The 15,154-nt window shown below is 34.8% G+C and carries 14 protein-coding genes; 11 read left to right on the plus strand and 3 right to left on the minus strand.

The features are described 5' to 3' along the window. Positions 1 to 16: 16 nt before the first annotated feature. Complete coding sequence (locus tag BK821_RS06295; RefSeq protein ID WP_071331431.1) at positions 17 to 913, minus strand: TIGR01777 family oxidoreductase; 897 nt, start codon at positions 911 to 913, stop codon at positions 17 to 19. Between the two features lie 367 nt (positions 914 to 1,280). After that, entirely contained in the window at positions 1,281 to 1,481 is a 201-nt protein-coding gene (locus BK821_RS06300) for a hypothetical protein (protein ID WP_046837226.1), read from the minus strand. A gap of 298 nt (positions 1,482 to 1,779) precedes the next feature. Here BK821_RS06300 and BK821_RS06305 point away from each other — a divergent pair, with 298 nt between their 5' ends. Continuing rightward, positions 1,780 to 2,520, plus strand: a complete 741-nt coding sequence (locus tag BK821_RS06305; protein ID WP_071331432.1) for a DUF4887 domain-containing protein — start codon at positions 1,780 to 1,782, stop codon at positions 2,518 to 2,520. A gap of 334 nt (positions 2,521 to 2,854) precedes the next feature. Here BK821_RS06305 and BK821_RS06310 read toward each other — a convergent pair whose 3' ends face one another. Next, positions 2,855 to 3,082: a hypothetical protein gene (locus BK821_RS06310; RefSeq protein WP_046837228.1), complete on the minus strand. Its 228-nt coding sequence runs from the start codon at positions 3,080 to 3,082 to the stop codon at positions 2,855 to 2,857. 364 nt (positions 3,083 to 3,446) lie between these two features. On the opposite strand from BK821_RS06310, the gene BK821_RS06315 reads away from it, so the two are divergent. From BK821_RS06315 to rnr, 10 genes are all read left to right on the plus strand, one after another. Continuing rightward, positions 3,447 to 4,475, plus strand: coding sequence for a sugar-binding transcriptional regulator (locus BK821_RS06315; RefSeq protein ID WP_046837229.1), 1,029 nt, complete (start codon positions 3,447 to 3,449; stop codon positions 4,473 to 4,475). Positions 4,476 to 4,515: 40 nt separating this feature from the next. Next, the gene (gene gap, locus BK821_RS06320; protein WP_046837230.1) at positions 4,516 to 5,523 is read left to right on the plus strand and encodes a type I glyceraldehyde-3-phosphate dehydrogenase; all 1,008 of its coding nucleotides are present in this window, start codon (positions 4,516 to 4,518) and stop codon (positions 5,521 to 5,523) included. A gap of 133 nt (positions 5,524 to 5,656) precedes the next feature. Further along, a complete protein-coding gene (locus BK821_RS06325; RefSeq protein WP_069823250.1) occupies positions 5,657 to 6,847 on the plus strand; it encodes a phosphoglycerate kinase in 1,191 nt (396 codons plus the stop codon). A gap of 81 nt (positions 6,848 to 6,928) precedes the next feature. Beyond that, entirely contained in the window at positions 6,929 to 7,690 is a 762-nt protein-coding gene (gene tpiA, locus BK821_RS06330) for a triose-phosphate isomerase (protein WP_046837232.1), read from the plus strand. A 1-nt stretch (position 7,691) separates the two neighbouring features. After that, positions 7,692 to 9,209 (plus strand): 2,3-bisphosphoglycerate-independent phosphoglycerate mutase, encoded by a 1,518-nt coding sequence (gene gpmI / locus BK821_RS06335; protein ID WP_046837233.1) that lies wholly within the window; start codon positions 7,692 to 7,694, stop codon positions 9,207 to 9,209. Between the two features lie 192 nt (positions 9,210 to 9,401). Then, entirely contained in the window at positions 9,402 to 10,706 is a 1,305-nt protein-coding gene (gene eno, locus BK821_RS06340) for a surface-displayed alpha-enolase (protein ID WP_046837234.1), read from the plus strand. 367 nt (positions 10,707 to 11,073) lie between these two features. Continuing rightward, complete coding sequence (locus BK821_RS06345; protein WP_046837235.1) at positions 11,074 to 11,535, plus strand: hypothetical protein; 462 nt, start codon at positions 11,074 to 11,076, stop codon at positions 11,533 to 11,535. A gap of 68 nt (positions 11,536 to 11,603) precedes the next feature. Beyond that, the gene (gene secG / locus BK821_RS06350) at positions 11,604 to 11,837 is read left to right on the plus strand and encodes a preprotein translocase subunit SecG (RefSeq protein ID WP_046837236.1); all 234 of its coding nucleotides are present in this window, start codon (positions 11,604 to 11,606) and stop codon (positions 11,835 to 11,837) included. A 137-nt stretch (positions 11,838 to 11,974) separates the two neighbouring features. Beyond that, the gene (locus BK821_RS06355; RefSeq protein WP_046837237.1) at positions 11,975 to 12,715 is read left to right on the plus strand and encodes an alpha/beta hydrolase; all 741 of its coding nucleotides are present in this window, start codon (positions 11,975 to 11,977) and stop codon (positions 12,713 to 12,715) included. Positions 12,716 to 12,752: 37 nt separating this feature from the next. Beyond that, positions 12,753 to 15,134, plus strand: a complete 2,382-nt coding sequence (gene rnr / locus BK821_RS06360; protein WP_071331433.1) for a ribonuclease R — start codon at positions 12,753 to 12,755, stop codon at positions 15,132 to 15,134. Positions 15,135 to 15,154: the final 20 nt, after the last annotated feature.

The raw sequence follows: 15,154 nt of genomic DNA on the forward strand, positions 1-15,154 counted from the left end.
ATCCCTCTCATAAAAGTTAGTGAACTAAATCTTCCAAAGCAATTTTTAAATCTGGATATTTAAATTTAAAATCAATAGCCTGTAATTTATTTGGAATGACTTTTTGGGTGTCGAGTACGACTGTTGACATTTGTCCTAATACTAATCTGAGTGCAAAAGAAGGTACCCAAGTGTAGTGTGGACGATGTGTAACGCGAGCGAGTGTATAGCCAAATAAATTTTGATGTTCCACGATTGGGGCAGTGAAGTTAAACACGCCTTGAGCCTTTTCGGTATTAATTGTATGAAGGATGGCTCTTGTTAAATCATCTAAGTGAATCCATGAATACCACTGTCTTCCAGTCCCAAGTTTACCACCAAGATAAAGTTCGTAGGGCAGTTTCATTAAAGGTAGAGCGCCGCCTGATTGAGAGAGAACCATTCCAAATCTACCAATTACGACGCGTGTACCTAATGCTTCAAATTGACGGGCACGTCTTTCCCATTGATAAACCACTTCTGAAAGAAAATCGAATGGTAAAGTTTTGTATAATTCTGTATAAGTTCTATTTAAATCTGGTTTGTAGTAACCTATAGCACTTGCATTGAAAAATACAGAAGGTCTTTGTTCACGATTTTTAAATAAATCAAATAATGCCTGGGTAGATTGTAAGCGACTTAACATAATGGATTGTTTATGTGCTTTTGTCCACCGTTGATTTAAGCTAGCACCTGCAAGATTGATGACAATATCAATATGAGGAATTTTAGATTCCCAATCAGATTCTGACCAATTCACATAAGTAATCTTCGGGTGTGAACTTGATTTGTTTTGTCTTGTCAAAATAGTTATATGTGCATCGCTTTGAATGATGGCTTCCACAAGTTGTGTGCCTATCATGCCAGTGCCGCCTGTAATTAAATAGTTTTTCATCTTATCACCTCTTAAATAATAGTGCCTAATATTGCAATGATTAAAGGTAGGATAATCTAATCGCATTTGAAGGACATAATTTTTTCAAAATTTGTTCATTAATATGTCATTAACTTCTTGCTAGAAGTATTTAAATTAAAATAGTATAGGTTATAATAAAGGTACCTTCGATATTAATTAATCATCTCTTAATTATTTCGAGTATACCCCATAATATACTAACGAAGGTAAAATTTTGACTCCCTTTAGTAATGGCCTATGCGAGTATCGTATAGGCCTATATTTATATGTTAACGCAATTAATGATTAGGAACTATCTTTTTAACTTTTGATTACTTTAATAATAAAACTTATACTAGAAGTAGTATTATAAAATAAAAATGCTAATGATGCCAAAAGCAATGAGTATTAAAAAGATTACAAAAATAAAGAAAACAAAACGTGTTTTTGTATATTTACGAGATTCATAGTTGTCGTTTTCAACCATCATTTGACGAAGTCCTTTGTTACTTTTTTCATCCTTGAGATTAATTCGCTCATAGTCGTGTAATGGATCATGTTTTTTCATATTGACGCCACATCCTGTTATGATAGTAGTATAATTATAATAAGGTAAGGTTAAAATTCAGTGAATGTATTGAAAGTGAGATTGCCTATAGATTAATGTAAAGTTGAAATATGAAGAGCATAGTTAAAATATTGATACGTCTATTCTACTATAGATATGACACGACGATAACAGCTGTATTAAAAAATAGTTAATAAGTTTAATTCGTACATGAAATAGTGTAAAATATACTTTTACTATTGGATTATATATGAGAAAAACATAAATGTTATGATATAAATTGAAGTGAGGGGAGCATATGCCAAAGCATAAGCAGGATAATGATTTTGATAATCAAGATAACAAAAAAATGAGTCGTTTTGCAAAAATTGTAAGTGGAATCATTGTATTATTACTTGTAGGTGGATTGATATTTGCCATTTTCGCATTTGTGGATCATTCAAATAAAGCTAATGATCGCTTAAACAATCAAAGCCAAGAAAAGAAAGAAAATAAAAAAGATAAGACTAAAGAAGAGAAAAAGAAAAAAGAAAAATCTACTGAAGAGTCTCAACAGACGCAACAGCAGACACAACAACAAACACAGCAACAAACGCAACAACAAACACAGCAACAGACTCAACAACCTGCTACTGCTGAGCGTACTACAGAGGAAAAAACAACCGAAGAGCGTTCAACTGAAGAACCATCGACAGAAGAAAAAACAACCGAAGAGCCTTCCACAGAAGAAAAAACAACTGAAGAACCTTCTACAGAAGAGAAAACGACCGAAGAACCATCTACGGAAGAAAAAACAACTGAAGAGCCTTCCACAGAAGAGAAAACGACAGAAGAACCATCGACAGAAGAAAAAACAACTGAAGAACCTTCAACCGAGGAAAAAAAAACTGAAGAACCAACATCTGAGCCTGCAACAACACAAGAAAAGCCCAGCGCTACTAGTGAACCGGCCACATCAGCAAAAAGCAGTCAAAGTAGTGGACAAGAACAAACTTCTCAAGATAACAGCGCTAACTCAAAATCAACAGACGACGACTGATAATCGTAAATATTTCACTCAAAATATAGTAGAAGTTAAAAATAAAAGGCAGTACTCATTGGATAGCGTGAGTATTGCCTTTTTGTGTATTGTGTAATTGAAAGCATATGAACTTTATTCTAAGTTATTTTCAAAAATGATCATAGAACCCAAATCAAGCATATAATGTGATATGAAACATATAAGACGACTCTGCTATGATTAAATTGATAGAGCATTGCTTTATACATTAAAAAAATCAGGGGTTTCGACATAATGAGCAGGTTTTACATAGAAGTTATAGTTATTGATAGAATTTATTCATACCTTAATCTATTTTGAAGCAACCTGAGCTTTAAAATAGAAGATTAATTAAATAAGTAAGGAAAAGCGATAATAAAATGAGCGTAAAGCAACCACTACCACATCCTAATGGTCCACATCCACAACCAGTATTTCTCGTATATTTGTAAGTTTTAAAATTACGGTCGTTAGGTCGTGCGTCGCCTTTTTTAAAATAGTCAGAGTCTTTATATCGTTCGTCATCAGGATCAATCACTTTTGGTTGGTCATTTTGAGCCATAGCACTTCCTCCTAATATATTGATATAAACTTAGTTTAATGGTATTTACATGGTTGTTCAATCATAGTCACTTACAAGCAAAAGGCTGCGATGGAACGAAAGGAGTTCAATTGTAAAATATAAAACAAATATGATTAAGTAATAGGTAGAAAGGGTAAAAAGTAAATGAAAAGGATGTTGTAAATGTGATTTTTTAAGCATGCTTTTTATTTAAATATTAGATTAGTATTTTTCTTGCAATTTAGAATATATAGTAGTAGTATTGCAGATATAAAAGGTTATATTTTTTTGTCCCACCAGGGACGCAAAAAGTCAACCTGTGGTTAGAACTTGGCCCTTAATTTTGATAAGGAGGAGGATAGTAGTGAAAGACTTGATAAAAATTCAACAGAAGTTAGTTCCTGAAATTGTTGAAAAGATGTATCGTCGTTTTTCAATTCTCACTACTATTTCTAAGTATCAACCTGTAGGTAGGCGTAGCTTAAGTGAATATATGGATTTAACTGAACGCGTGTTGCGATCTGAAACGGATGCATTGAAGAAGCAAGAACTTGTAAAGGTAAAGCCCACAGGTATGGAAATAACTGAAGAAGGTGAAGCAACGGTTCGCCAGTTAAATAGTTATTTTAATAGTTATTCTGACGACCATCATCTTGCTCAAATTATAAAAGAGCAGTACAACATCAAAGATGTTTATGTTATTCCAGGCGACTCTGATTCTGATAAGACAGTTAAGATTGAATTAGCACGTCAGGCGGGTCAACTTGTTGAAGATGTACTGTATGAAAAATCGATTGTTGCTGTGACAGGCGGTTCTACGATGGCATATGTCAGTGAAGCGATGCATCATCAGCCATACAATGTATTTTTTGTACCTGCCCGCGGTGGTCTTGGAGAGAATGTTGTATATCAAGCTAACACGATTGCAGCTAGTATGGCGCAGCAAACGGGTGGCGATTATACAACATTGTATGTACCAGACAATGTGAGTGAGACAACGTATAATACACTGATGTTAGAGCCATCAGTGATTCACACACTTGAGAAAATAAAGCAATCCAATATTACGATCCATGGCATTGGTGATGCGCTGAAGATGGCGCGAAGACGTCAATCATCTAGTGAAGTTATAGATAAACTTCAACATCACAATGCCTCAGGTGAAGCATTTGGATATTATTTCGATGATCAAGGTGAAATCGTTCATAAAGTGAAAACGATTGGACTTCAATTAGAAGATCTTGAATCGAAAAAATTTATCTTTGCAGTAGCTGGGGGTAAATCAAAAGGGGAAGCAATTAAAGCTTACCTATCAATAGCGCCTAATAACACTGTTTTAATAACAGATGAAGGCGCGGCAAGAGTAATCGCAAACAATAGTAATAAAAAGTGATTTCACTTTTTAAATATCATTATTAAAGGAGGCCATTTTAATGGCAGTAAAAGTAGCAATTAATGGTTTTGGTAGAATTGGTCGTTTAGCATTTAGAAGAATTCAAAACGTTGACGGTATTGACGTAGTAGCAGTAAATGACTTAACAGATGACGAAATGTTAGCTCACTTATTAAAATATGATACAATGCAAGGTCGCTTCACAGGAGAAGTTGAAGTTGAAAATGACGGATTCCGTGTTAATGGTTTAGAAGTTAAATCATTCTCTGAACCAGATCCAAACAAATTACCTTGGAAAGACTTAGACATCGATGTTGTATTAGAATGTACTGGTTTCTTCGCTGATAAAGAAAAAGCAGAAGCTCACATTAATGCAGGTGCTAAAAAAGTATTAATTTCTGCTCCAGCAACTGGTGATCTTAAAACAATCGTTTACAATACGAACCACACTGAATTAGACGGTACAGAAACTGTAGTTTCAGGTGCTTCATGTACTACTAACTCATTAGCTCCAGTAGCTAAAGTATTAAATGACGACTTCGGTTTAGTTGAAGGTTTAATGACTACTATTCACGCATACACTGGTGACCAAAGTACTCAAGATGCTCCACATCCAAAAGGCGACAAACGTCGTGCACGTGCAGCAGCTGAAAACATTATCCCTAACTCAACTGGTGCTGCTAAAGCAATTGGTTTAGTTATCCCTGAAATCGATGGTAAATTAGACGGTGGCGCTCAACGTGTTCCAGTTGCAACTGGTTCATTAACTGAAATCACTGTTGTATTAGAAAAAGACGTAAGTGTTGAAGACGTTAACAAAGCAATGAAAAATGCTTCTAACGAATCATTTGGTTACACTGAAGATGAAATCGTTTCTTCTGACGTAGTTGGAATGACTTACGGTTCATTATTCGATGCAACTCAAACTCGTGTAATGACTGTTGGCGATCGTCAATTAGTTAAAGTAGCTGCTTGGTACGATAACGAAATGTCTTACACTTCACAATTAGTTCGTACATTAGAACACTTAGCAACTCAAGCTAAATAATTTGAAGCAAAAATTAATTTAGCAAGCCCAATGTGCTTTGTTAAATTTAACGATAAGCTTAGGAGTAAGCGGGGAGCACAAACGCTTCTCCGCTTATTTTACTTTATTGTTCCATTAAGAGGAGGAAGTTTAGATGGCTAAAAAAATTGTATCTGACATAGAATTAAAAGGTAAAACTGTACTTGTCCGTGCTGATTTCAACGTCCCAATGAAAGATGGAGAAATCACAAACGATAACCGTATCGTTCAAGCATTAACGACTATCAATTATATTATTGATGAAGGTGGTAAAGTCGTATTATTCTCTCACTTAGGTAAAGTTAAAGAAGAAAGTGATAAAGCAGAATTGACTTTAAAACCTGTTGCAGAAGCTTTATCAGAGAAATTAGGTAAAGATGTTAAATTCATACCTGAGACTCGTGGCGAACAACTTGAACAAGCCGTTAAAGACCTTAATGAAGGAGATGTTCTTTTAGTCGAAAATACTCGTTTTGAAGATATTGACGGTAAAAAAGAATCTAAAAATGATCCTGAATTAGGTAAATACTGGGCTTCACTTGGTGACGTATTTGTAAATGATGCGTTCGGTACAGCTCACCGTGAACATGCTTCTAATGTAGGTATTGCATCTAACTTAGAAACTGTTGCAGGATTCTTAATGGAAAAAGAAATCAAATATATCGGTGGTGTAGTTGAGAACCCTGAGAAACCTGTAGTTGCAATTATTGGTGGAGCTAAAGTTTCAGATAAAATTGGTGTTATCACTAACTTATTGAATATTGCTGATAAAGTAATCATCGGTGGTGGAATGTCTTATACATTCTTTAAAGCACAAGGTAAAGAAATTGGTTTATCATTATTAGAAGAAGATAAAGTAGATTTCGCTAAAGACTTATTAGAACGTGCTGGTGACCAAATTGTATTACCAGTTGATTGTAAAGTTTCAAAAGAATTCTCAAATGATGCAGTAATTACTGAAGTTTCTATAGATGATATTCCAGCTGATCAAGAAGCAATGGATGTTGGACCGAAAACTGTAGAATTATTCAAAGAGCAATTACAAGGTGCGCACACAGTAATCTGGAATGGACCTATGGGTGTATTTGAATTAAGCAACTTTGCTAAAGGTACAATTGGAGTTTGTGAAGCAATTGCTGGCTTAAAAGATGCAAATACAATCATTGGTGGCGGCGATTCAGCTGCTGCAGCAATTTCATTAGGATACGCAGATGATTTCAGTCATATTTCAACAGGTGGCGGTGCATCATTAGAGTACCTAGAGGGTAAAGAATTACCAGGCGTTGTTGCAATCGCTAATAAATAAACGCACAACTAGTAAAATGATAGACATTGATGAAACGTTTTAAAACGTTTCATCATAATTAACTAATAGGAGTGTAATATAATGAGAAAACCAATTATCGCAGGTAACTGGAAAATGAACAAAACTGTTCAAGAAGCTAAAGATTTTGTTAATGCATTACCAGCTTTACCAGATACAAAAGAAGTAGAATCTGTTATTTGTGCCCCAACAATTCAATTAGACGCTTTAGTTACATTAATTAACGATGGTAAAGCGCAAGGCTTACAAATCGGTGCACAAAATGCATATTTCGAAGATAACGGTGCATTTACTGGTGAAACTTCTCCAGTTGCATTATCAGACTTAGGTGTGAAATTTGTTGTTATTGGACATTCAGAACGTCGTGAAATTTTCCACGAAACTGATGAAGAAATTAACAAGAAAGCACATGCTGTATTCAACCATGGCATGACACCAATCATCTGTGTAGGCGAAACAGACGAAGAACGTGAAAGTGGTAAAGCAAACGAAGTTGTTGGCAACCAAGTTAAAAAAGCTGTAGAAGGTTTATCTGAAGAACAATTGAAACAAGTTGTTATCGCATATGAACCAATCTGGGCTATTGGTACTGGTAAATCATCAACTGCTAAAGATGCAAACGAAATGTGTGCTTTCGTAAGAGAAACAGTTGCAGAATTATCTAGCCAAACAGTTGCAGATGCAACTCGTATTCAATATGGTGGTAGTGTTAAACCTAACAACATCAAAGAATACATGGCTGAATCAGATATTGATGGTGCATTAGTAGGTGGCGCATCACTTAAAGTTGAAGATTTTGTCCAATTGTTGGAAGGTGCAAAGTAATATGGCTAAACAACCAACTGCATTAATTATTTTAGATGGTTTTGCAAACAGAGAGAGCGAACACGGTAATGCTGTGAAACTAGCTAACAAACCCAATTTTGATCGTTACTACAGTAACTACCCAACAACTCAAATCGAAGCAAGCGGTTTAGATGTAGGTCTTCCAGAAGGCCAAATGGGTAATTCAGAGGTTGGACATATGAATATTGGTGCCGGACGTGTTGTTTATCAAAGTTTGACTCGTATCAATAAGTCAATTGAAGACGGGGATTTCTTTGACAATGACGTATTAAACGATGCAATTCAACACGTAAAAGATAATCATTCAGCGCTTCATCTTTTTGGTTTGTTATCAGACGGTGGTGTGCATAGTCATTACAAACATTTATTTGCTTTATTAGAACTAGCGAAAAAGCAAGGCGTTGAAAACGTTTATGTACATGCATTCTTAGATGGACGTGATGTAGACCAAAAATCTGCATTAAAATATATCGAAGAAACTGAAGCTAAATTTAAAGACTTAGGCATTGGTCAATTCGCATCTATCTCAGGACGTTATTATGCAATGGATCGTGATAAACGTTGGGATAGAGAAGAAAAAGCTTATAATGCTATCCGTAATTTCGATGGAGAAACATTTGAGTCAGCAAAAGCTGGTGTCGAAGCAAATTATGCTAAAGATTTAACAGATGAATTTGTTGAACCATTTATCGTTACTGATCAAAATAACGGTATTAATGATGGCGATTCAGTAATATTTTATAACTTCCGTCCGGATAGAGCGGGACAACTTTCTGAAGTATTTACTGACAAAGCATTTGAAGGCTTTAAAGTAGATCGAATTAATGATCTATTCTATGCAACATTTACGAAATACAATGATAATGTTGACGCAGAAATTGTTTTTGAAAAAGTTGACTTAACTAACACAATTGGTGAAGTTGCTCAAGACAATGGTTTAAAACAATTGCGTATTGCTGAAACAGAAAAATTCCCACATGTAACTTATTTCATGAGTGGTGGACGTAATGATGAATTTGAAGGTGAACGTCGTCGTTTAATTGATTCACCTAAAGTTGCAACTTACGATTTAAAACCAGAAATGAGTGCATACGAAGTTAAAGATGCTTTAATAGAAGAGTTAGATAAAGGTGATTTGGATTTAATCTTATTAAACTTTGCTAATCCGGATATGGTTGGACATAGTGGTATGCTTGAACCAACTGTTAAAGCAATAGAAGCTGTAGACGAGTGTCTAGGTGAAGTCGTTGATAAAATTATCGATATGGGTGGTCATGCAATCATTACAGCCGACCATGGTAACTCAGACATGGTATTGACTGATGATGACCAACCAATGACGACACATACGACAAATCCAGTTCCTGTAATCGTTACTAAAGAAGGTGTAACATTACGTGAAACAGGCCGTTTAGGTGACTTAGCACCGACATTATTAGATTTACTTAATGTTAACCAACCAGAGGATATGACTGGTGAATCATTAATTAATCATTAATCATTTTTAAATTAAAAATGAGAAAACAACAATGTTTTAAATACATGAATTTTTTTAAAATTAGTGTTGTTTTAAAGCATGGACAAACAAATTAAAAACAATTAAATTACTTTGTATTTATAGCTTTAGAGGCTATAATGAAGAGGAAATTTAATATTTCTAAACTACTTATTTATAAAGGAGATTATAAACATGCCAATTATTACAGATGTTTACGCTCGCGAAGTCTTAGACTCACGTGGTAACCCAACAGTTGAAGTAGAAGTATTAACTGAAAGTGGCGCTTTTGGTCGCGCATTAGTACCATCAGGTGCCTCTACTGGTGAACATGAAGCAGTAGAATTACGTGACGGTGATAAATCACGTTATTTAGGTAAAGGTGTTATTAAAGCAGTTGAAAATGTTAATGACATTATCGCACCAGAAATTATTGAAGGTGAATTTTCAGTTTTAGAACAAGTATCTATCGACAAAATGATGATTCAATTAGATGGTACTGAAAATAAAGGTAAATTAGGTGCTAATGCTATTCTTGGTGTTTCAATCGCCGTAGCTCGTGCAGCAGCTGATTTATTAGGCCAACCACTTTACAAATATTTAGGCGGATTCAATGGTAAACAATTACCAGTTCCAATGATGAATATTGTAAATGGTGGATCTCACTCAGATGCTCCAATTGCATTCCAAGAGTTCATGGTATTACCAGTTGGTGCAGAAACATTTAAAGAATCATTACGTTGGGGAGCAGAAATCTTCCACAACCTTAAATCAATCCTTAAAGACCGTGGTTTAGAAACAGCAGTAGGCGACGAAGGTGGCTTCGCTCCTAAATTCGAAGGTACTGAAGATGCTGTAGAAACAATTTTAGAAGCTATTAAAGCAGTTGGTTTAGAACCAGGTAAAGATGTATTCTTAGGTTTTGACTGTGCTTCTTCAGAATTCTTTGAAGATGGCGTTTATAACTACGCTAAATTCGAAGGAGAAAATGGTGCTAAACGTACAGCAGAACAACAAGTTGACTACTTAGAAGAATTAGTTAACAAATATCCAATCATCACAATTGAAGATGGCATGGACGAAAACGACTGGGATGGTTGGAAAGTATTAACTGACCGTATCGGCGATCGTGTTCAATTAGTTGGTGACGATTTATTCGTTACAAACACTGTTAAATTATCTGAAGGTATTGAAAAAGGTATTGGTAACTCTATCTTAATCAAAGTTAACCAAATTGGTACTTTAACTGAAACATTTGACGCTATTGAAATGGCTCAAAAAGCTGGTTACACAGCAGTTGTATCTCACCGTTCAGGTGAAACAGAAGATACTACAATTTCTGACATCGCTGTTGCAACTAATGCAGGACAAATCAAAACAGGTTCATTATCAAGAACTGACCGTATTGCAAAATACAACCAATTATTACGTATTGAAGATGAATTATACGAAACAGGTAAGTTTGACGGACTTAAATCTTTCTATAATTTAGCTAAATAATACACAGTTAAAAAAGAGTTCACGCGCTAACACGCAAGTCATTGACTTGCGTGTTTTTTATAGTCCTACTTTCTCAATGAAATTGAGATTAGTAGGACTTATGCAATAGCAAGGCTATTGTAAACGACCAAAGACTTTCTCAATGAAATTGAGATTAGTAGGACTAAGAAATTGAGATTAGTAGGACTATAAAATAAGATTTGGGATTGCAGTATTTTAACGTTATATATATCATATAGGAATATTTGAATACGTTTATTTCTAAGTACTTTCTATTTAAATAGTAGGAGTTGTTTAAATTGTTCATATTTCACTTTGAAACTGATATAATTAAAGATGTAAATTATAGAAGGAGTCCTAACTTATTATGGATTTAAAACCGAGTTCAAGAGAAACGAAAACGGCTCATCTGATTGCATATAGTTCACTAATCATCGCCATTCTTTATGCTATACATTTATTTGTTATTTTAGATGATAGTGTCGTTAAGCAAATGTTAATTAATAGTGGCCAGAAACCGTCAGATAACGCTGTTGGAACGATCAAAAATAGCTTTCAGTTTACCGGTGTGATGTACATACTTGCAAACTTAGCAGGTATCATTTCAATTTGGAATAGACACACGTATTTATGGTGGTTTATGTTTGCTGTATTTACTTCACAAATTTTATACAACCTCATTAATATTGGCGCTGTTTATGGGGCGATATTAGATAGTAAATCTATGATTAATATTCTTCCGTTAACAATTGTAATGGTCATGTCATTCATATTAGCAATTTATATGTTTATCGTTTCAATTAAACGCAAAAGTACTTTCAACAGATAGAAGTTTGCTAAAAAAGACGAACGTGTGATATAATGCGATTCGTATATAATGAATGGAGGACAATTTTCATGCATACATTAATCACGATCCTTTTAATTTTAGATTGTATTGCATTAGTAACTGTTGTGTTACTCCAAGAAGGTAAAAGTAATGGACTATCAGGTGCGATAAGTGGTGGATCCGAACAGTTATTTGGTAAACAAAAGCAACGCGGCATCGATTTATTCTTGCATAGATTAACAATTGTATTGTCTATCATTTTCTTCTTATTAATGTTAGGCATAAGTTATTTTGGTTTATAAGGTCCGACAATGTTAAAGTCGGGCTTTTTTATTTATAATGGATATATAAGATGTTGAAATTATAGTTAATGATAATATAAATGATATAAATAGATTATTAAAGTAGTTAAAAGCATAAGCGAAAGGGTTGGATCACGATGCAAATCAAACTTCCAGAACCATTCTTTTTTGAAGAAGGTAATCGTGCAGTACTATTGTTACATGGTTTTACTGGAAATTCATCAGATGTTAGACAATTAGGTCGATTTTTACAGAAAAAAGGGTATACATGTTATGCGCCACAATATGAAGGACATGCAGCGCCACCTGAAGAGATATTAGAATCAAGTCCTTATGTATGGTATAAAGATGCATTAGATGGCTATGACTTTTTAGTAGAAAAAGGTTATGATGAAATTGTAGTTGCTGGGCTATCCCTTGGTGGCTGTTATGCATTAAAATTAAGCTTAAACAGAGATGTTAAGGGTATTGTAACCATGTGTTCGCCTATGTACATTAAGACTGAAGGAGCTATGTTTGAAGGCGTCTTATCATACGCTCGTAACTTCAAGAAGTATGAAGGTAAAGACGAAGCTACAATTGAAAAAGAAATGGATGCATTTAAACCTACTGAGACCTTGAAAGAACTTCAAGGACAAATTCAAGATGTGAGAGATCACGTAGATGAAGTGATGGATCCATTATTGGTTATTCAAGCAGAACAAGACCAAATGATTAACACGGATTCTGCAAACATTATATACAATGAAAGCGAATCTGATGATAAAGATATTAAATGGTATGCGAATTCAGGGCATGTCATTACAATAGACAAAGAAAAAGAAGCTGTATTTGAAGATTTATATGTCTTTTTAGAATCATTAGATTGGTCTGAATAGAAATTAGAATTATTTATTAATAGAAAGGAGGGGCATAATGAATTTAAAACAATCCATTGAAGAGATTATTAAACAACCAGATTATGAACCAATGTCAGTATCTGATTTTCAAGATGCCTTAGGCTTAAATAGTGCCGACTCATTTAGAGATTTAATTAAGGTGCTTGTAGAGTTAGAACAAACTGGTTTAATTGAACGTACCAAAACAGATAGATACCAACGTAGGGAATCTAATAAAGGAAAGCAATCCAAATTGATAAAAGGTAAATTAAGTCAAAATAAAAAAGGATTTGCATTCTTACGTCCAGAAGAAGGTGACACAGATGACATCTTTATTCCACCGAATAAGATCAATAGAGCGATGGATGGAGATACTGTCCTAGTTGAGGTGCAAAATTCTAAGGGAGACCATAAAGGAAAAACAGAAGGTGAAGTTAAATCTATAGAGACCCATTCAGTCACGCAAGTGGTAGGGACATATAGTGAAGCGCGTCACTTTGGTTTTGTAATCCCTGATGATAAACGTATTATGCAAGATATCTTTATACCAAAAGGTCAGAACCTTGGTGCTATTGATGGTCATAAAGTATTAGTTCAAATTACTAAGTACGCAGATGGCACAGATAACCCAGAAGGCCACGTATCAGCTATTTTAGGTCATAAGAATGACCCGGGTGTAGACATCTTATCTATTATCTATCAACATGGAATAGAAATTGAGTTTCCAGATAACGTATTATCTGAAGCAGAAGCAGTGCCAGATCAAATTGAGCCTTCAGAAATAGAAGGACGTCATGATTTACGTGATGAATTAACAATTACTATTGATGGGGCAGATGCGAAGGATTTAGATGATGCAATCAGTGTTAAAAAATTAAGCAATGGCCATACGCAGTTAACTGTAAGTATTGCTGATGTAAGTTATTATGTGACAGAAGGTTCTGCTTTAAATGCAGAAGCATACGAACGTGCAACGAGTGTTTACTTAGTTGATCGAGTTATTCCTATGATTCCACACCGCTTAAGTAATGGTATTTGTTCATTGAACCCTAATGTAGACAGACTTACATTAAGTTGTCGCATGGAGTTGAATGAACGTGGTGAGGTAGTTAAACATGAAATATTTGATAGTGTAATTCACTCAAATTATCGTATGACATATGATGAAGTAAATGAAATTATTACTGATCAAAATGCAGAAACACGTGAAAAATATAGCGAAGTCACACCAATGCTTGATTTAGCACAAGATTTATCTGAACGTTTGATTCATATGAGAAAACGTCGTGGAGAAATTGACTTTGATATTAGTGAAGCAAAAGTACTCGTGAACAGTGAAGGTATTCCAACGGACGTAGAATTGAGAAAACGTGGTGAAGGCGAGCGTCTGATTGAGTCATTTATGCTAGCTGCAAACGAAACGATAGCTGAACATTTTGATCGTTTAGAAGTTCCATTTATCTATCGTGTACATGAACAACCTAAGTCAGAGCGTTTACGTCAGTTCTTTGATTTTATTACTAATTTTGGTCTTATGATTAAAGGTACGGGAGAAGAAATTGATCCTTCTACACTTCAAAAGATTCAACAAGAAGTTGAAGGTCAACCTGAGCAAATGGTTATCTCAACGATGATGTTACGTTCTATGCAACAAGCACGCTATGATGATGTGAATTTAGGACACTTTGGTCTTTCAGCAGAGTACTATACTCACTTCACATCACCGATTCGTAGATATCCAGATTTAATTGTTCATAGACTTATCCGTAAGTATATTGTAGAAAAATCTATGGATAAGAAAGCAATGAATAAATGGGAAGATGCTTTACCAGAAATTGCTGAACATACATCTCAAAGAGAACGTAGAGCAATTGAAGCTGAACGTGATACGGATGAGCTTAAGAAATCTGAATATATGGTACAACATATAGGTGAAGAGTTCGAAGGTATTATTAGTTCAGTTGCAAACTTTGGTATGTTTATCGAATTGCCGAATACTATTGAAGGTATGGTGCACGTATCTAATCTAACAGATGACTACTATCATTTTGATGAACGTCAAATGGCTATGATTGGTGAACGCCAAGCTAAAGTATTCCGTATCGGAGATCCTGTAACAATTAAAGTGATTAACGTTGACGTCGATGAACGTATGATTGATTTCCAAATCGTTGGTATGCCTTTACCAAAAAATGATCGTGGCAGCCAAAGACCGGCACGCGGTAAGACGATTCAAGCTAAGACACGTGGTAAATCATTAGATAAGTCTAAAGATGATAAGCAAAGTCAAAACAAGCGCAAACCACGCAAAGGAAAAAATCAACGTAATAAAGCTGACAAAGGTAGCGGCAATACGAAACACAAACCATTTTATAAAGATAAAAATGTTAAAAACAAAGCACGTAAGAAGAAAAAATAACTCAACAAAGAGGTGAAACT

The organism is Staphylococcus sp. LCT-H4 (assembly GCF_001866145.1).
Classification (GTDB): Bacteria; Bacillota; Bacilli; order Staphylococcales; family Staphylococcaceae; genus Staphylococcus; species Staphylococcus succinus.

Coding starts and splice junctions, on each gene's coding strand:
- BK821_RS06295 (WP_071331431.1), bottom strand. CDS start 913: ATGAAAAACTATTTAATTACAGGCGGCACTGGCATGATAGGCACACAA.
- BK821_RS06300 (WP_046837226.1), bottom strand. CDS start 1,481: ATGAAAAAACATGATCCATTACACGACTATGAGCGAATTAATCTCAAG.
- BK821_RS06305 (WP_071331432.1), top strand. CDS start 1,780: ATGCCAAAGCATAAGCAGGATAATGATTTTGATAATCAAGATAACAAA.
- BK821_RS06310 (WP_046837228.1), bottom strand. CDS start 3,082: ATGGCTCAAAATGACCAACCAAAAGTGATTGATCCTGATGACGAACGA.
- gap (WP_046837230.1), top strand. CDS start 4,516: ATGGCAGTAAAAGTAGCAATTAATGGTTTTGGTAGAATTGGTCGTTTA.
- BK821_RS06325 (WP_069823250.1), top strand. CDS start 5,657: ATGGCTAAAAAAATTGTATCTGACATAGAATTAAAAGGTAAAACTGTA.
- tpiA (WP_046837232.1), top strand. CDS start 6,929: ATGAGAAAACCAATTATCGCAGGTAACTGGAAAATGAACAAAACTGTT.
- gpmI (WP_046837233.1), top strand. CDS start 7,692: ATGGCTAAACAACCAACTGCATTAATTATTTTAGATGGTTTTGCAAAC.
- eno (WP_046837234.1), top strand. CDS start 9,402: ATGCCAATTATTACAGATGTTTACGCTCGCGAAGTCTTAGACTCACGT.
- BK821_RS06345 (WP_046837235.1), top strand. CDS start 11,074: ATGGATTTAAAACCGAGTTCAAGAGAAACGAAAACGGCTCATCTGATT.
- secG (WP_046837236.1), top strand. CDS start 11,604: ATGCATACATTAATCACGATCCTTTTAATTTTAGATTGTATTGCATTA.
- BK821_RS06355 (WP_046837237.1), top strand. CDS start 11,975: ATGCAAATCAAACTTCCAGAACCATTCTTTTTTGAAGAAGGTAATCGT.
- rnr (WP_071331433.1), top strand. CDS start 12,753: ATGAATTTAAAACAATCCATTGAAGAGATTATTAAACAACCAGATTAT.